15 protein-coding genes are annotated in these 17576 nt (G+C 39.4%); 12 read left to right on the forward strand and 3 right to left on the reverse strand.

Annotated elements, in window-relative coordinates:
- The first annotated feature begins 215 nt into the window (after window positions 1-215).
- Complete coding sequence (locus tag I5515_RS05475; protein WP_199965132.1) at window positions 216-773, forward strand: TetR/AcrR family transcriptional regulator; 558 nt, start codon at window positions 216-218, stop codon at window positions 771-773.
- 220 nt (window positions 774-993) lie between these two features.
- A complete protein-coding gene (locus tag I5515_RS05480; protein ID WP_199965133.1) occupies window positions 994-1638 on the forward strand; it encodes a glutathione S-transferase family protein in 645 nt (214 codons plus the stop codon).
- Between the two features lie 161 nt (window positions 1639-1799).
- On the opposite strand, the gene pobR is transcribed toward I5515_RS05480, so the two are convergent.
- Entirely contained in the window at window positions 1800-2615 is an 816-nt protein-coding gene (pobR, locus tag I5515_RS05485) for an IclR family transcriptional regulator PobR (RefSeq protein WP_199965134.1), read from the reverse strand.
- Window positions 2616-2756: 141 nt separating this feature from the next.
- Here pobR and pobA point away from each other — a divergent pair, with 141 nt between their 5' ends.
- From pobA to phnX, 8 genes are all read left to right on the forward strand, one after another.
- The gene (gene pobA / locus I5515_RS05490) at window positions 2757-3971 is read left to right on the forward strand and encodes a 4-hydroxybenzoate 3-monooxygenase (protein ID WP_199965135.1); all 1215 of its coding nucleotides are present in this window, start codon (window positions 2757-2759) and stop codon (window positions 3969-3971) included.
- Window positions 3972-4148: 177 nt separating this feature from the next.
- Window positions 4149-4871 carry a UTRA domain-containing protein gene (locus I5515_RS05495; protein WP_199965136.1) on the forward strand — a complete coding sequence of 241 codons (723 nt, stop codon included), beginning with the start codon at window positions 4149-4151 and terminating at the stop codon, window positions 4869-4871.
- 91 nt (window positions 4872-4962) lie between these two features.
- Window positions 4963-6000: a putative 2-aminoethylphosphonate ABC transporter substrate-binding protein gene (locus I5515_RS05500; RefSeq protein ID WP_199965137.1), complete on the forward strand. Its 1038-nt coding sequence runs from the start codon at window positions 4963-4965 to the stop codon at window positions 5998-6000.
- 22 nt (window positions 6001-6022) lie between these two features.
- Window positions 6023-7225, forward strand: coding sequence for an ABC transporter ATP-binding protein (locus I5515_RS05505; RefSeq protein WP_199965138.1), 1203 nt, complete (start codon window positions 6023-6025; stop codon window positions 7223-7225).
- Complete coding sequence (locus I5515_RS05510; protein ID WP_199965139.1) at window positions 7219-8928, forward strand: putative 2-aminoethylphosphonate ABC transporter permease subunit; 1710 nt, start codon at window positions 7219-7221, stop codon at window positions 8926-8928. The genes I5515_RS05505 and I5515_RS05510 overlap by 7 nt, the downstream gene beginning before the upstream one ends.
- Window positions 8929-9029: 101 nt before the next feature.
- On the forward strand, window positions 9030-10184 hold the full coding sequence (locus I5515_RS05515) for a TIGR03364 family FAD-dependent oxidoreductase (protein ID WP_199965140.1): 1155 nt from the start codon (window positions 9030-9032) through the stop codon (window positions 10182-10184).
- A 26-nt stretch (window positions 10185-10210) separates the two neighbouring features.
- Window positions 10211-11398, forward strand: a complete 1188-nt coding sequence (gene phnW / locus I5515_RS05520) for a 2-aminoethylphosphonate--pyruvate transaminase (protein WP_199965512.1) — start codon at window positions 10211-10213, stop codon at window positions 11396-11398.
- Window positions 11399-11434: 36 nt separating this feature from the next.
- On the forward strand, window positions 11435-12250 hold the full coding sequence (gene phnX, locus I5515_RS05525) for a phosphonoacetaldehyde hydrolase (protein ID WP_199965141.1): 816 nt from the start codon (window positions 11435-11437) through the stop codon (window positions 12248-12250).
- Window positions 12251-12467: 217 nt separating this feature from the next.
- Here the strand turns inward: phnX and I5515_RS05530 are convergent, their stop codons facing one another.
- Together I5515_RS05530 and I5515_RS05535 are read right to left on the reverse strand one after the other, a co-directional pair.
- The gene (locus tag I5515_RS05530; protein ID WP_199965142.1) at window positions 12468-13718 is read right to left on the reverse strand and encodes an MFS transporter; all 1251 of its coding nucleotides are present in this window, start codon (window positions 13716-13718) and stop codon (window positions 12468-12470) included.
- 61 nt (window positions 13719-13779) lie between these two features.
- Window positions 13780-14931 carry an acyl-CoA dehydrogenase family protein gene (locus I5515_RS05535; protein ID WP_199965143.1) on the reverse strand — a complete coding sequence of 384 codons (1152 nt, stop codon included), beginning with the start codon at window positions 14929-14931 and terminating at the stop codon, window positions 13780-13782.
- A 331-nt stretch (window positions 14932-15262) separates the two neighbouring features.
- Here I5515_RS05535 and I5515_RS05540 point away from each other — a divergent pair, with 331 nt between their 5' ends.
- Together I5515_RS05540 and I5515_RS05545 are read left to right on the forward strand one after the other, a co-directional pair.
- On the forward strand, window positions 15263-16480 hold the full coding sequence (locus I5515_RS05540) for a CaiB/BaiF CoA transferase family protein (RefSeq protein ID WP_199965144.1): 1218 nt from the start codon (window positions 15263-15265) through the stop codon (window positions 16478-16480).
- A 186-nt stretch (window positions 16481-16666) separates the two neighbouring features.
- Complete coding sequence (locus I5515_RS05545; protein ID WP_013198245.1) at window positions 16667-17512, forward strand: IclR family transcriptional regulator; 846 nt, start codon at window positions 16667-16669, stop codon at window positions 17510-17512.
- Window positions 17513-17576 lie beyond the last annotated feature (64 nt).

Genomic DNA, 17576 nt, shown 5'->3' on the forward strand with positions numbered 1-17576 from the left:
TTGGCTCTCAAGGCCAAAAGCTACAACGACACAGCTTAAAATTTAAAGCAGCTTGATTGCCCTAAGGTTTTCAGGCTTTAAATCTTTTTTATTTAAAACTTAGCAATAACAAACTTGAGATGTGCCAAGCACAGTCTTTACGGCTTTGCTGTGGCTTTTTTTCTCCCAAAAAAGTATCTCACTGAGAAACAACAAGAATTTATAACGGTAAAACGATGCCAAATTTAGTTCTCCCAACACGTGCCATACAAGTCGTAAATAAGTCGATTTATTTATTTCACCATTACGGGTTTCATACTGTTGGGGTCGATAGAATCGTGAAAGAGTCAAATATTCCAAAAGGGACTTTTTATAACTACTTTCACTCTAAAGAGCGGTTTATTGAAATCTGTTTGATTGTGCAAAAAGAACGGCTAAAAGAAAAAGTGGTTTCAATTGCTGAGTACGATCAAGGTACAAGCGCGAAGGATAAACTCAAGAAACTTTATTTCTTACATACCGATTTAGAGGGGCTTTACTACTTACTATTTAAAGCCATTTTTGAAACGAAACTGACCTATCCAAACGCTTATCAAGTTGCAATTAAATATAGAACATGGCTGCTTAATGAAATCTATAGTCAGCTTAGAGCACTTAAAACCGATGCGACTTTTCAGGATGCAAAGCTATTTTTATATATGATTGAAGGCGCAATTATTCAGTATTTAAGCTCAGATGGGGCAATCGATCGGGAAAAGGTACTGGATTGTTTTTTACGCAGTTTAGGTGGTTGATGTAATTTGAGGCCTCAGAATGCGCTAGACAGTCGATAAAATTAAAAGCCAATTTGTCACCATATCTACGGATGTGGTTTTTTTATGTTTTTAACACATTTACTTTATTACTTAATCAGACAAATGCCGGGCTGATAACAAAAAATATTAGACCGGTCGTCTATCAATCTATATAGTGAGGCCTCACTTTGTTGACCTTCTAGTTTAAAAGAGAAAATTAATGTCTATTATTCTTCATCATTTAAATGCTTCACGCTCATTTCGCATTCTGTGGTTACTTGAAGAAATTAATCAACCTTATGAATTAAAAAGTTATTTTCGAGATAAAACTACAAATCTTGCACCTCAAGAATTAAAAAACATTCATCCTTTAGGAAAATCACCTGTGATTGAGCTCAATGGAAAAATAATTGCTGAATCAGGTGCCATTGTAGAAATTTTGATTGAAAAGTTTGCTCCCCAACTTATGCCAGCGAAAGATTCAGACAGTTATCTTGATTATTTACAATGGGTTCATTTTTCAGAAAGTTCGGCTATGGTTCCATATTTATTAAATATTTTTAATTCGATTGAGTTAAAAAATGGCACTCAATTAAAGTTCTTAGATCAATATGCGCATGCTGAGTTGGATAAAGTATTCTCATATTTAGATCAACAATTAGTAGGCAAAAAATTCTTAGTAGACAATTGCTTAACGGGTGCAGATTTTATGATTGGTTTCGTAGTCTATGGTCTAATTAATTCTTTAAATATTCGATCAAAATATCTCAATATTGAACAATATGTAAAAAGTCTAGAAAGCTTAGAAAGCTGGAAAAAAGCCATGTCTATTGAACAAAATCTTCCTCACCGAATCAATGCCTAAAATTGCTGTAAGTAATTTTTTCAATATTGTTTAGCTGCTCAATTGGCTCGTATTCGTTCTTTGTTTAGTTCTGGCAGACCAGCGAGTTAAAGAATTCGCCATTTAAAATCATGAGCTGAAACTCTTGTACCTCTAATTGATGACAAGATTTCTATGTCTATTTAAATCACATTTCTAAGTTCATTTGCCGTGTTGCGCAGCAATGGCAAAATTTGCTGAATCAAATAATCTTCTTGTACACGGTTGGTTTGAGACATGCAGTTAAGCGCTGCCACCGCTTGACCTTGTGCATTAAAAACAGGCACTGCAATCGCAATCACACCAAGCTCATGTTCTTCTTTAGAAAGACAATAATCCGATAGTGAAATTGCTTTAAGCACTTCAAAAAACTTGGACTCATCAATAATCGTAAATGGGGTTAAGCGTTTTAAACCATAAGTTTTTACCCATGTGTGCTGAGCTTCTTCAGACAGTGCAGCAAGTAATACTTTACCTGTCGAAGTTGCATGCGCAGGGAGTCGGTTCCCTAAATGCATGCCGTAAGGGCTAACACGTAAATTATCTTGTTGTGGTAAATAGCTACGGGCAATTGGCACGACTTCATTATCGTCTAGAACCACAATTGAAAAAGTGAGGGACGTCTGCGCGCACAAAAGATTTAAAAATGATTGAGCAATTTTAGGCAGGTGGGCAGAACTTAAATACGAACTCGAAAAGCGCAGCACGCGATGAGTGAGCCAAAAGTAATGTTCATCGGTATCTAAATAGCCTAAGTATTTTAAAGTTTTTAGATAACGTCTTGCTGCTGTGCGGCTAATGCCAGTTCGATCGGCAACTTGAGTCACATTGAGCCGTTGTCGATCTGTTCCAAAAGCTTCCAGTAAAGCCAAGCCTTTTGCTAACCCTGCAATATAGTCTTCTTGACGAATTTTCTCATGCGAGTTCGGGTGCTCTAAAAAAGCATCGAGAGAAGGCATCCATTCATTCCTGTTATTTTGATTGTTTCTGTCCGCTATTCGGACAAACTAGATGATAAACGGTTATTTTCGTCTTGGATACATAGTGCACAAAACTTAAAGCCAGTAATTTAAAAGTCAGGATGAAACAAGGATGAAGTTATGGATATTTTAAAGACACAGGTTGCAATTATTGGTTCTGGACCAGCAGGGTTATTGCTTGGGCAACTTCTATATAAAGCTGGCATCGAACATATTATTGTTGAGCAACGTAGTGCTGAATATGTGGCTTCACGGATTCGTGCAGGAATTTTAGAGCAAGTTTCGGTCGACTTACTCAAACAAGCAGGCGTTGACCAAAACTTAAAAGAAAAAGGCCTACCACATTCAGGCATCGAAATCTTAACTAATGGCGAGTTACATCGAGTTGATTTGGCCTCACTCACAGGTGGCAAACAAGTGACCGTATACGGCCAGACCGAAGTCACCAAAGATTTAATGACTGCGCGTGAAGCAGAGCAGCTTACTTCATTTTATGAAGCTCAAAATGTACAGGTAAAAGATTTCTACACTGCGCCAAAAGTTGAGTTTGAGTACCAAGGCAAAGCTTTTCAAATTGAATGTGACTTTATTGCAGGGTGTGATGGTTATCATGGCATCTGCCGCGCCAGCGTGCCCGAAGATAAAATTAAGACCTTTGAAAAAGTTTATCCGTTTGGCTGGCTAGGGGTGTTAGCAGATGTTCCACCTGTAGCTGATGAACTTATTTACGTACAGTCAGAGCGTGGCTTTGCTTTATGCAGTATGCGTTCAGAGACTCGCAGCCGTTATTATTTACAAGTCCCTTTAACAGATCACGTTGAAGACTGGTCCGATGAAAAGTTTTGGGATGAGTTAAAGAAACGTTTAGACCCTGAAAGCCGTGAAAAGCTAGTGACAGGAGCTTCAATTGAAAAAAGTATCGCGCCGTTACGTAGCTTCGTGACAGAACCAATGCGGTTTGGGAAACTATTTTTAGCGGGAGACGCTGCACATATTGTTCCCCCGACTGGAGCAAAGGGCCTAAATCTCGCTGCTTCTGATATTGCGTATTTATCAAGTGCACTTATTGAATATTATGCCGAAGGTTCGGAACAAGGTATAAATGAATATTCTGAAAAGTGCCTACAACGTGTATGGAAAGCCGAACGTTTTTCTTGGTGGATGACTCATTTATTGCATCGCTTTGAAACTGAAAGTGAGTTTGACCATAAGATTAAGCAAGCTGAGTTAAGTTATGTGCTTGGTTCTGTAGCAGGTAAAACGACCTTGGCTGAAAACTATGTTGGTTTACCCTATGAAATTAAGCAAATTGATAGTTTTAAACATGCAAGTTAACGATTAGATGAAACAGAAACAGGGCATGAAAATGCCCTTTTTTTATGAAAAATTTGAATTAGAAAAAGATAAGATAAGGCACTGTTTTGCCTAAAAAATCAGCATTAATAAAAGCTTTTGTCATATTTTTTCAGTATATTGCTATTAATTTCTTTATTTATAAATTCTAAAGTTTTTATGGAACAGGACCAAGCACGTATACCGAAATACATTCCTATCCGCGATGCAATTGCCCATGATATTGAATCTGGTGTATTAGAAGCTCACGCAAAGCTATCTTCGGAAAGAGTGCTGTCTGAGCAATTCCAAACCACTCGTGTTGCTGCCCGCGAAGCATTGTTGGCTTTGGAAACTGATGGTTTGATTTATCGATTAGACCGCCGTGGTTGGTATGTTCGTTCTCCGCGTATTATTTATCATCCACAATCTACGAAAAACTTTAACCAGTTTGTGATTGAACAAGGTTATGAACCTTCCACAGAAGTAATTTCCAGTGAGCTAACAACTGCAACTTCTTGGGATGCCAAGCATTTAAAAGTTGAAAAAGGGCATCCGATATATTCAGTTTGGCGACGTCGTTGCATTAATGGACGTCCTGTACTGGTTGAGCATTTACGGGTGAATGCAGAGCTTTTTCCTGAGTTTTTAAATCATGATCTCAAGCAATCAATTACTTTACTTATGGCAAATCAATATAACTGCCATATCACCAGAGCCGATATTAACTTGTATCCGACGGCTTTATCTGAACAGCAGGCCAAAGCACTGCATGTGAATGTGGGTGCGCTTGGGTTGTATATTTGCCGTAGCAACAGAAATGAACAAGGCGTGATTACCGATGTAGACCAAGAATATTGGCTACACGATGTTTTAGACTTACATTTCGAAGCACGAGCATAAAAAGTTAATCTGGTTTAAACCAGATTAACTAAACTGTCATATAAACCTGTTGAAATACGATCATCAACTAATTGCATTCGATGGTTTGCAGATGAAACAGTACGTTCAACAGACAATTAAACTTGGCACTGCATCAGTTTTAGGTGTAGTGGTCGCTATTCAAATGGGATGTTCATCAGCAACATCAAAACAATCAGAAGAAATTACAGTCTATACGGCAGTGGAAGCCGACCAGCTTAAACAATACCAAGAAGAATTACACAAAGCCTATCCAGAACTAAAAGTAAAATGGGTACGTGATTCAACTGGTGTAATTACCGCTAAACTTTTGGCAGAACAGAAAAATCCTCAAGCGGACGTGGTTTTTGGTGTGGCTTTAACCAGTTTGTTGGTCATGGAAAAGAAAGACATGCTTGAGCCTTTTAAACCTGAAGGCGTCCAAAATTTAAAACCCGAATTTGTAAGTCAAAAAAATGTACCGACTTGGACAGGTATGGATGCATGGGAATCTGCAATCTGTGTAAATAAAGTCGAATTAGAAAAACGTAAGCTACCGATTCCAAAAACTTGGAAAGATTTAACCAACCCAATTTATAAAAACCTAATTGTGATGCCAAATCCGGCTTCAAGTGGTACAGGATATTTAGATGTCACTGCTTGGATGCAGATCTGGGGTGAAAAGCAGGCATGGGACTATATGCAGGCTTTAGATAAAAACATTTCGCAATATCCTCACTCTGGTTCAAAACCTTGCAAGATGGCCGCACAAGGCGAAATTCCAATTGGTGTTTCTTTCGGTTATCCAGCATTTAAATTAAAAGCAGAAGGTGCACCTTTAGAAGTGGTTTATCCAACTGAAGGGTTAGGTTGGGAAATGGAAGCTTCAGCGATTGTGAAAGGAACCAAAAAATTAAGTAGCGCACAAAAATTTATTAATTGGTCTGTGAGTAAAGCAGCAAATGAAGCTTATGCGCATAACTTTTCAATGGTCGCTTATAAAGGCATTGAAAATACGACCATGGATTTCCCGAAAAATCTTCCTCAAATGCTAGTAAAAAATGATTTTTATTGGGCGGCTGAGCAGCGTGAACGTATTTTGGCTGAATGGTCAAAGCGTTTTGAAAAGTGATCTTTTGGATAAAGGCTTCATTATGCAAATTCCTTCGTCATTGCAATCATCGCTGAATGTTCAAAACCAAAATGCTGGGTTAGCAGGGCAGTTATTGTCGACATTAAAGACTTATAAATACCCTGAACATAGCCCTGTAGTTTTGGAAGTGGTGGATATTCAAAAAAAGTTCCAACACTTTCAGGCTTTAAGCCATATTAATTTGGACCTCAAATCTGGTGAGTTTGTCAGTTTTTTAGGACCGTCAGGATGTGGAAAAACCACATTGCTACGTATTATTGCGGGCCTAGAAAAACCTGATTATGGAAAAGTCATTAAAAAAGGAACAGATATTACATTGCTCAGTGCGGAAAAGCGTCACTGTGGCATTGTGTTCCAGAACTATGCGTTATTTCCAAACTTAAATGTCGAAGAGAATATTGCTTTTGGATTAGACAAAAGAAAATGGGATAAAGCAGAGCGTAGCCAACGGGTTCAACAGTTATTAGAGCTGATTGAGTTGCCCAATATTGCAAAAAAATATCCAAACCAATTGTCGGGCGGGCAGCAGCAACGTGTTGCACTTGCTCGGGCAATTGCACCGAATCCCGATATTTTATTGCTAGATGAACCGTTGTCTGCACTTGATGCTCAGGTGCGTTTGAACCTAAGACAAAAAATTCGTTCAATTCAATCACAGCTTAACTTGCCAACCATTATGGTGACACACGACCAAGAAGAAGCATTAAGCATTTCTGACCGTGTTGTTGTCATGAATCATGGTGTGATTGAGCAAATTGATACGCCGCATAATATTTATTACAAACCACAAACGCGTTTCGTTGCTAAATTTATTGGCACAATGAACTTTCTGGAAGCCACTTGTTCAGCGACTAATCAGCTCGATATTTTGGGTTTTATTCAGTTGAGTTTGGAGCAGCAAAAGCTGAAAGCAGGGCAAAATTACAGTATCGGTTTTAGACCTGAAGTCGTCGAGTTAGTCGATGATTTAGGCGGCGATAAAGAGTCACTCTACCTACCGATTAAAGTATTAAGTACCGAGTTTTTAGGTGCGAAACGTCGTTTATTCTGTGCCATTAATATTGATGGAATTGAGCAGGCAGAACATGTTTTGCAAATTGAAATTGAAAATACAAAGTTCAAATATTTGCAAGAATTTATGTTTATAAAAGTGCCTAATCAGCTCATTCATGTCTTTGATGAGCAAGGATATGCACTATGTTAAACGAAGCTGCTTCAGCGGTTTTAAAAACACAGCCGCGTCAAAAAACTGAATATTCTTTAAGATCGAACATCGCTTTGTTTGTTGTGGCAATTGCACTGACATTAGCCATTGTTGCACCATTAATTATGCTGTTTCAAAGTGCTTTTTTTGATGAAAATCAAAACTTTGTTGGCCTTGAAAATTTCTATAATTATTTTGGTAGTCCGGCTTTAGTGAGTTCTGTATTTAATTCGGTGTGGATCGCGTGTACAGCAACTGTCATTACAGTGCTTCTTGCCAGTATTTATGCGTTTGCTTTGACCAATGTCAATATTAAAGGAAAAGGCTTCTTTAAATTGGTGGCTTTTTTACCGATCTTGGCACCATCACTTTTGCCTTCCTTGGCATTGGTTTATTTGTTTGGCAAGCAAGGTGTATTCAAGTCTTTATTGGGTGATGTACAGATTTATGGCCCAATTGGTATTTTAATCAGTTATTGCTTTTGGTTGTTTCCAGCTATTTTGATGTTGATGATTGTCTCTTTTAGAAGTGTCGATCAGCGTTTAATTGAAGCATCTTTGTCACTCGGAAAAAATATCTGGAAGACGCATTATCATGTGACTTTACCTGCAGTTCGTTATGGACTCATCAGTGCAAGTCTGGTGGCTTTCATTTATGTACTAACAGATTTTGGTATTCCGAAAGTCATTGGCGGTTCATTTAACATGATGGCGCTTGATGTCTATAAGCAGATTATTGGTCAGCAAAATATGAGCATGGGCGCGGTGATTTCCATCTTGTTATTACTGCCGGCAGTTTTTGTGTTCATTTTTGATCGTATACAAAGCAAACGCCATGCACGTTTTCAAGCCTTTCAAATTAAGCCTTATGTCTCTGCGCGTAATGAAAAGCTTGAAACGGTTTTGACTTTATTTTGTGGCTTGGTTTCGGGTTCGATTTTACTCATTATCTTAACAGCAGTGCTGGCTTCATTTATCCAGTCTTGGCCCTACGATTTGTCTTTGACCTTAGAACACTACAGTTTTGAATATGTCGATGGCGGCGGTTGGGCAGCGTATTTCAACTCGGTTCGAATGGCTTTTTTCAGTACGATTGTTGGAACAGTACTCATTTTTATGGTGGCGCTATTAACCGAACGTTTTAAGGCACATCCTCTCATTAAAAATTATGTGCAGGCTTTGGTTTTGTTGCCATTGGCAGTGCCAGGTCTGGTTTTAGGTATTGCATATATTCTGTTTTTTAATCAACAAAGTAATCCCTTAAATATTCTGTACGGCACCATGACCATTTTGGTGATTTCAACCATCATGCATTATTACACTGTGCCACACCTGACTTTAACCAATGCCATTAAACAGATTCCGATACAACTTGATCAGGCAGCACAAACTTTAGGTACATCGAAGTGGAAAACCTTTTGGAAAGTGTATTTGCCAATGTGTTTTCCAGCGCTATGCGATGTATCGGTCTATGTTTTTGTGAATGCCATGACGACCGTGTCAGCTGTGATTTTCTTGTATTCACCAGACACCAGTTTAGCTGCGGTTGCTGTTCTAAATATGGATGATGCAGGAGACACGGTTGCTGCCGTTGCCATGAGCATTTTAATTTTGATGACTTCATGTGTTGTAAAACTCATTCATTGGTTATTTACCCGAAAAATGATGGCAAGAAGTCAGCAATGGCGCGAAAGCTCCCACTAGGTCTTAGCTAAACACAATTTTTATTTAACCGACTGAAACGAAATGCTTTGTTAAACAAGGCAAGGATTTGTTCATCCTAAATTTCGCAAATTGGAAGTCTTATGAATAACGTACAGTTTGATTTAATTGTTGTTGGTGGCGGTATTTTAGGTTTGTCTGCTGCCATACAGGCACAAGAGCAAGGCTTAAAGGTTTGTATTTTTGAGAAAAATGCCAAGCCTGTAGGTGCAACTCGCCGTAATTTTGGCATGGTTGGAACATCGACATTAACGCACCCCGAACAGCAGTGGCGAAATTATGCACTTGAAACCCGTTCTTTTTACCAGCGTATTCAAGCTGAAACCGATATTTCATTTGAGCAAAGACAAGGCGTATATCTGGCAAATACTGCGCTTGAATGGCAGGTTTTAAATGAGTTTGCCGAGCGTGCAGATAAGTACCAGATTCCGGTTCATTTATTCAGTCATGAAGAACTGACTACCCAATTTTCGTATTTAACTCCTGAGCAGCAGTTTCAAGGTGGCTTGGTTTTTGAAGAGGATTATTCGGTTGAACCACATGTAATTGGGCAACGGCTATTGGCGTATGCACAAAGAAAAGGTGTGTTGATCTATACCAATGCCTGTGTAGTACAGACCGAATATCAGCAGGGAAATTGTCAGGTTCGTTTGGCAAGTGGTGAAACTTATCGAGCAAATAAAGTTTTGATCTGTCACGGTGAGGTTATTGATGTTTTATATCCAGAGCTGCTGCAAAGTTTGAACCTGAAACGTTGTGGCTTACAAATGGCACTGACTCAAACTTTTAAGCAAAAATTAAATGCTTCTCTTTATTCAGGTTTGTCGATTTCGCGCTATCCAGCCTTTGAAATTTGTCCGAGTCATGCTGAGCTGGTCCAAGCATCACAGCAGGGGTTGATCAAAGAATTTGGTATTCATATTTTAATTAAACAGAACGAATTTGGTGAACTCATCGTAGGTGATAGTCACGAATACCATCTGCTTGATGAAGCACCTCAGTTTGAGCAACGTGAAGATATTAATGAGTTTATTCAAGCGTACTGCCATGAAAAATTAGGGCTGACTTTACCTCCGATTCAAAAACGCTGGAATGGTTATTACCTAACCCATGAACATGAGTTGGCTTGCGTCACTGAAGCCGAGAAAAACATCTTTTTGGTGAGTGCGATTGCGGGCAAAGGCATGACCACAGGGGCCGGTTTTATCAAAGAAGTGCTAGAACAAAATATTTATTAGTTTGTAATCTGGTTTAAACCAGATTGGTGTATATTGAAATTAACGTTAAAGAAACGAGCAATCTTATGAACATGCAACCACAACTCGATATGGATTTAGAAAACAAATATCTGCTTCTTACTCCAGGTCCGTTATCAACCTCTGCGACAGTGCGCCGCGCCATGCAAAAAGACTGGTGTACTTGGGACCAAGAATATAATTCGCTTGTACAAGATATCCGCTCTCGATTGGTCAACTTGGCAACTAATCAACCTGAACAATATACGGCTGTGCTAATGCAAGGCAGTGGTAGTTTTGCCGTGGAGTCTGTGCTTGGTTCAGCTATTCCGCGTGATGGCAAAATCTTAATTATTAATAATGGCGCATACGGTGCACGTATGGTGCAAATGGCACGTTGCCTAAATATTGAAGTGATAGAGCTGAACTATTTAGAGACCCAGACACCAGATTTACAAGAAATTGATCGTGTTTTAAAAGATCAAACCATTAGCCATGTTGCTTGTGTGCACTGTGAAACCACCACCGGAATTTTAAACCCAATTCAAGATATTGGCCGTTTAGTTAAATCGGCAGGAAAAATCTGGATTGTGGATGCGATGAGTTCATTTGGCGGTGTGCCAATGGATATAGCTGAGCTTGAAATTGATTTTCTGATTTCAAGTGCGAATAAATGTATTCAAGGTGTTCCGGGCTTTGGTTTCATTTTGGCAAAACGTGATTGTCTAGAAGAGTGTAAAGGTTTGGCGCGTTCGGTCAGCCTCGATTTATACGACCAGTGGAATACCATGGAGCAACATAACGGTAAATGGCGTTTTACCTCGCCAACCCACGTAGTACGTGCATTTTACCAAGCATTGCTTGAACTAGAGACAGAGGGCGGAGTAGCTGCACGTTATCAACGTTATTTACAAAATCAGCAAACCTTATCGCAAGGTATGCAACAGCTTGGTTTTGAATTGGTATTAGGCAATCAATCACCTCAATCCCCAATTATCACCACATTCCTTTACCCGACAGTCGAAACATTTAGCTTTCTGTCATTTTATGAAACGCTGAAAAAATCAGGCTACGTGATTTATCCGGGCAAGGTCACAGATCTCAACTGTTTCCGTATTGGCAATATTGGCGAAGTTTATGTTCATGACATTGAAGGGTTGCTGGCTGCTATTGCCAGTTATTGCAAAGACCATCTACAGCAAGCTGTAACAGCATAATTTTTATTAAATTATTTAAATTAAAGGAAATACATCATGACAACGAACAATACACAAATTCAAGCCGTGGTTTTTGACTGGGCTGGCACAACTGTAGATTTTGGTTCACGCGCCCCGATTTTGGCTTTTATGGCTTTATTTAAAGACAATAAAGTTGAAATTACGGTTGAAGAAGCTCGTGCTCCAATGGGCTTGGAAAAACGCGACCATATTGCTGCCGTTTTAAAAATGCCGCGCGTAGCTGCCGCATGGCAGGAGGTTTATGGTCAGACGGCAACTAAGGCAGATATTGACCGTTTATATAAAGATTTTATTCCGTATCAATTAAAATCGATTCCAACATGTTCTGCTTTAATTCCGGGTGCATTGGCGACTTTTGAAAATATTAAAGGCCGTGGTGCAAAAATTGGCAGTAACACGGGCTATGCATCAATGATGATTGGGCGATTGGTTAAAGATGCTGCCGATCAGGGTTACCGACCTGACTGTATTGTTACGGCAAGTGATGTGAAATTTGGTCGTCCATATCCTGAAATGTTATGGAAAAACTTAATTCAACTCGACGTATCAGACATCAAAACAGTTGTAAAAGTGGATGATACCGTAGTGGGTATTGATGAAGGTTTAAATGCAGGATGCTGGACGGTAGGTCTTGCAATTAGTGGTAACGAAGTCGGTTTAAGCTATGAAGAGTGGAGCGCATTATCGGCTGATGAACAAATTGTTCTAAAAGATAAGGCATATCGAAAAATGAATGCCTCGGGTGCTCACTATGTGATTGATAGTGTAGCCGATTTGCCAAATGTTCTAGATGATATTGAACGTCGTTTAGGACAGGGCGAAAGACCTTAAACAAAGTCTAGGCCAATATATTTTTAAGCTTAGCTCCCTTGAGAACTAAGCTTACCTAAAAAATTAAAATGAAGAGTAGATAAACTCTACATATTTTAAAATAAGGAGCAACCTTGCGGATTAAGCTCCTTATTTCTGTCTAACGATCTAAAAACATATGTTTTGATCGTTAGAACTATCACTACATATAGACATCTGTTCTATGTAATGAATCTGTTTATGACTTTTGTGGGTCATATAATTTTTCTTTGATAAATAGAGCAGGGATCACACCACAAATTAGGTAGGCAGCTCCCATCACGACAAAACCTAAACCAATAGATCCGCCAGATGCTAAGAAACCGATGGTTGCTGGTGCCAACGCAGCGCCTAAACGCCCGACATTATAAGCACCACCAATGGCTGTACCGCGAATAGCTGTTGCAAAGCTTTCGGTCATATAGGTTGCATTTACGCCATACGGAATACCGTAAAGGAAGCCGAAGGTGACGAGTAAATATAAAATGTTGCTTGGTGAGTTATAAAAAACAATCAGGGGTAGGAAAATAGCAGTACCGATTGCACCAAATGCATAGGTAAATCGACGTCCTAATTTATCGGCCATCATGCCTGCAAGGACTTTACCTAAAATCATGGCGGTATATGTACCCACCATATAAGCCGTCATTTCCTTGAACTTCATACCAAGTTCACTTTCTAGGTAGGATGGCATCCAGTTATTTACACCGTAGTAGCCAAACTGTAAGAAACCAGCGGTTAACGCCCACAAGATAAACATATTACGGTTTCGTTTATCTTGGAAAATAAGCTTAAATACCGAAGTTTTCTGCGAGTTTTGCGCCGTAACAGGTTGTTGAAGTCGTGACTGTTGCCATGCCTCTGGTTCAGGTACAAGAATATGCATGAGAACAGCCATAATGATTGGAATAATCGCAACGTAAAACAGCATGCGCCAGCCATGATCAGGAATAATCCAGCCCGCAAGTAAGGTTGCGACAATATATCCAACAGTCCAGCCGGCTTGTAAAGTGCCTAATACTGTAGTGCGGTAACGCGTTGGTACATATTCAGCCATGAGGGTATTACAGGCAATATAAAGTGAGCCAAGACCAAGCGATGCAAAAAATCTTAAAATACCAAACTGAAGAAAGTTCTGTGTAAAACCTAAGCCACAGGTAAGGAGTGAGAAAATTAAAATAGAAATAACCACAATGCGCACACGGCCAAATTTATCGCAAGCCCATCCCCCAAAAATTCCACCAACTGCCATACCTGCTAATGTAAAACTGCCAAGCATGCCTGCTTGTACTGAACTTAATCCAAAATCTGCCTTAATGCTATTTAAGCTATAAGACAGCAGCATCAAATCTGCACCATCAACTAATAGCGCTAGAAATGCGAAAATAAATGCAATTTTCCACGTATGAGGTTGTACACGTGAAAGATTGTCTTTGTAATTTGTAGCCATAATCCATTACCTACATTTGATTGAAAGTACTTCAAGTCGTTTTAAAGTGCTTGAAATTTGATTAAGACGCCGCGCGAATCATATTTCTGGCAATAATCACTTGTTGAATCTGGGTGGTCCCTTCATAGAGGCGGAACAAACGGACATCTCGATAAAAACGTTCAATGGCATATTCACTGATATAACCAGCACCGCCGTGAATCTGTACGCAGCGATCAGCAACACGGCCACACATTTCGGTTGCAAACATTTTTGCGCATGAGGCTTCAGTACTAACGTTATGTCCTGCATCCCGTAGGCGTGCAGCATCTAAAACCATACATCTGGCAGCATAAATTTCAGCTTTTGAGTCAGCAAGCATGGCTTGAATGAGTTGAAATTCAGCAATTGGTTGTCCAAATTGTTTGCGTTCAATAGCGTAATTTAAAGAATCATCTAGCATTCTGGTTGCAGCACCGACACTCAAAGCAGCAATATGCAAACGGCCTTTATCCAGCACTTTCATGGCCGTTTTAAAACCGACACCTTCCACACCACCAATGAGTGCAGAGGCAGGTACACGGCAATTTTCAAAAATCACATCACACGTGTGTGCGCCTTTTTGCCCCATTTTTTTATCGCGTTTGCCAAGAGAAATACCGGGGGTTTGGCTATCAACAATGAAAGCAGAAATCCCACCAGTACCTTTAATATCAGCATTTGTACGTGCCATGACTGTAAATACACCAGCATGAGGTGCATTGGTAATAAAGCGTTTGGTGCCATTTAAAACATAAAATTCGCCATCTTTTACAGCACTGGTTTTTAAAGATGCAGCATCAGAGCCTGCATCTGGTTCGGTTAAGCAAAAAGAACTGATTACTTCACCGCGAGCTAGCCGTGGCAAGAAAAATGATTTTTGTGCTTCGGTACCGTCAATAATGAGGCCACTTGAACCAATGCCATTATTGGTTCCAATGAGAGAGCGAAAAGCAGGAGAGGTACGACCTAATTCAAAAGCAACATAGACCTCTTCTTCCATCGTCAGTCCAAGACCTTCGTACTCTTCAGGAATGGTTAAACCAAATAAGCCCATCGCTTTCATTTGCTCAACGATGTCTTGAGGAATTTCATCCGTTTCAGCGACTTCATTCTCATGAGGAATTAATACACCTTCAACAAATTGTCGAATCATATCAACAAGTTGATTTAAGGTTTCCTGATCTCGAATCATAGTCTCGTCCTTTTACTATATGCAGACAACATCAATGTGATGTTCGTAAAATCACCAATATTTGAACTGATAGTAATCAAAGGATGAATGCAAAACAATATATTTTGAAAATTAATTTCGCAATGCGGTACTTTGTTGTTGATCTGTCGTTGGCTAATTTGTTGATTTATTTAAGCTATATTTTCTTATAAAAAATCATCATTTTTAGTGGAAAATTAAAGTTTGATTTTTAAAATGAGCTGTGTATATTAAAAATATATATCGCTATGCGAAATTTTAATTGGATAAGTTTTCCGATAGGAAATGAATCACAAAATATAGTGGGATAAAGATGGGTGCTTTAAATGGAATTCGGGTGCTTGACTTAAGTCGGGTATTGGCTGGACCTTGGTGTGGACAGACTCTTGCCGATTTAGGTGCAGAAGTGATCAAGATTGAAAGGCCGAAAGTGGGTGATGATACTCGTTCTTGGGGACCACCTTGGATGAAAGATGACTCAGGCCAAGATACTCAAGAAGCAGCTTATTATCAGTCTACCAACCGCAATAAACTATCGGTTGCCATCGACATTGCCAGCCCAGATGGACAAGAGTTAATTAAAGCGCTTATTCAAGACACCGATGTTGTGATTGAAAACTATAAAGCGGGTTCTTTGAAGAAATATGGCTTGGACTACGAGTCTTTATCTGCACTTAATCCTAAGCTGGTGTATTGCTCGATTACAGGTTTTGGTCAAAATGGCCCTAGAGCAGAAGAACCCGGTTATGACTTTATTATTCAAGGCATGGGCGGACTCATGTCGGTCACGGGTGAGCGTGATGATTTACCGGGTGGTGGGCCACAAAAAGTAGGGGTCGCATTTTCCGATTTAGCGACAGGTCTTTATTCTACCATTGCCATACAGGCTGCTTTACTCAACCGTCATGTGACAGGTTTAGGCCAATACATTGATATGGCTTTGCTTGATGTTCAAATTGCCACCATGGCAAATCAGGGAATGAATTATCTTTCTTCGGGTAATATCCCTAAGCGTTATGGCAATGCACATGCCAATATTGTGCCTTATCAAGTGTTTAAAGCTTCAGACCGCGATTTTATTATTGCATGTGGAAATGACACTCAGTTTATTCAGCTCTGTCGAAGTATTGGGTTACCCGATTTACCAAATGATGCGCGTTTCGCTAGAAATGCAGACCGAATCAAACACCGTGATGAAATTATCGGAATTTTATCAAATCATTTTTTAACAAAAACAGCAGATGAATGGGTAGATGTAATCTATGCTGCTAAAGTTCCGGTTGGTGTGATTAATAACTTGGAACAAGCTTTTCAAGAGCCGCAAGTGATTGCTAGAGAAATGTTGGTCGAGATGAACCATCCGCAACGTGAGAAATTGAAAGTGATTGGCTCACCAATTAAGCTTTCAAGAACGCCTGTTGAATACAAAACAGCACCTCCGCTGCTAGGTGAACATACGCAGGCGGTTTTAGGTCGAGTGGTGTCTTCAGAAAAACTAGCTAAGCTGAAAGAAAAGGGCGTGATTGGATAATTTACTTAAAAGCGAGGGGTTAAAATTATATTTAAAATCAGAAAATAAAATATTTAGCCTTTCGCTTTAATGATTTAAATGAAGTTATGTTTTAGATGCGAACTAGGATGTTTGCTCTTTTGCTATTTATAGAAAAAATAGATTATAATTTTCGCAGTGCGAAACAAAATATGGATTGGTATGACAATGAATGATGCAGTAGATGCAGAACCGACAGAAAAATTATTAGCGCCTTTAAGACATGAATTATTACATCCGATTGAAGACATGCAGGATGAAAATGATCGCCAATTTATTACTGCATTAGCACGTGGTTTAGAGCTATTACGTTGCTTTACACCTAAGCATCAACATTTGGGCAACCAAGAGCTTGCTCAGATGACAGGTTTACCAAAACCAACCATTACTCGCCTTACACATACCTTGTCGCGTTTGGGTTATATCAAACAAGTACCGAACTCGAGTAAGTTTCAGCTTTCAGTAGGTGTTCTTGCGTTTGGTTATTCTATGCTGTCTAACGTGTCGATTCGCTCTATTGCTCATCCATATATGAAAAATCTGGCAGACTATGCTGGCGCTGCTGTTGCAATGGCAACACGTGATCGACTCAATATGATTTATCTTGATGTGGTACAAGGTAAAGGCAATATGACCATGCGCCGTCAAGTCGGAACCTATTTACCGATTCATTTAAGTTCGATGGGGCGTGCATGTTTAGCTGCAATGCCTGAAGATGAACGAGAGTTTTTGCTTGATGCGATTCGTAGCAAACACAAAGAAGACTGGATCAAGATTAACCGTGATTTAGACAAAGCTTTTAAAGACTACCAAGATTTTGGATATTGTTTTTCAATTGGTGAATGGCATAAAGATGTCAATTCGGTTGCCGTTCCACTCATCCATGAACAACATGGTTTGCTGGTGTTTAACTGTGGCGGTCCAAGTTTTATTATGAATCGTGAAAAACTCGAAGAAGATATTGCACCGCGTCTTTTACACATGGTGAATAATATTCGCACCGAGATCAGTTAGAGCGTTCTGATCTATTTATAAAAAGGCCAGCAATGATTTTCAATGCTGGCCTTTTTAGTTAGTA

Origin of the sequence: Acinetobacter calcoaceticus, assembly GCF_016508255.1 — a bacterium.
GTDB lineage: Bacteria > Pseudomonadota > Gammaproteobacteria > Pseudomonadales > Moraxellaceae > Acinetobacter > Acinetobacter calcoaceticus_E.

What these genes read in the sequence shown, in the direction of transcription:
- I5515_RS05475 (WP_199965132.1), top strand. Translation starts at nt 216, where the DNA reads ATGCCAAATTTAGTTCTCCCAACACGTGCCATACAAGTCGTAAATAAG.
- I5515_RS05480 (WP_199965133.1), top strand. Translation starts at nt 994, where the DNA reads ATGTCTATTATTCTTCATCATTTAAATGCTTCACGCTCATTTCGCATT.
- pobR (WP_199965134.1), bottom strand. Translation starts at nt 2,615, where the DNA reads ATGCCTTCTCTCGATGCTTTTTTAGAGCACCCGAACTCGCATGAGAAA.
- pobA (WP_199965135.1), top strand. Translation starts at nt 2,757, where the DNA reads ATGGATATTTTAAAGACACAGGTTGCAATTATTGGTTCTGGACCAGCA.
- I5515_RS05495 (WP_199965136.1), top strand. Translation starts at nt 4,149, where the DNA reads ATGGAACAGGACCAAGCACGTATACCGAAATACATTCCTATCCGCGAT.
- I5515_RS05500 (WP_199965137.1), top strand. Translation starts at nt 4,963, where the DNA reads ATGAAACAGTACGTTCAACAGACAATTAAACTTGGCACTGCATCAGTT.
- I5515_RS05505 (WP_199965138.1), top strand. Translation starts at nt 6,023, where the DNA reads ATGCAAATTCCTTCGTCATTGCAATCATCGCTGAATGTTCAAAACCAA.
- I5515_RS05510 (WP_199965139.1), top strand. Translation starts at nt 7,219, where the DNA reads ATGTTAAACGAAGCTGCTTCAGCGGTTTTAAAAACACAGCCGCGTCAA.
- I5515_RS05515 (WP_199965140.1), top strand. Translation starts at nt 9,030, where the DNA reads ATGAATAACGTACAGTTTGATTTAATTGTTGTTGGTGGCGGTATTTTA.
- phnX (WP_199965141.1), top strand. Translation starts at nt 11,435, where the DNA reads ATGACAACGAACAATACACAAATTCAAGCCGTGGTTTTTGACTGGGCT.
- I5515_RS05530 (WP_199965142.1), bottom strand. Translation starts at nt 13,718, where the DNA reads ATGGCTACAAATTACAAAGACAATCTTTCACGTGTACAACCTCATACG.
- I5515_RS05535 (WP_199965143.1), bottom strand. Translation starts at nt 14,931, where the DNA reads ATGATTCGAGATCAGGAAACCTTAAATCAACTTGTTGATATGATTCGA.
- I5515_RS05540 (WP_199965144.1), top strand. Translation starts at nt 15,263, where the DNA reads ATGGGTGCTTTAAATGGAATTCGGGTGCTTGACTTAAGTCGGGTATTG.
- I5515_RS05545 (WP_013198245.1), top strand. Translation starts at nt 16,667, where the DNA reads ATGAATGATGCAGTAGATGCAGAACCGACAGAAAAATTATTAGCGCCT.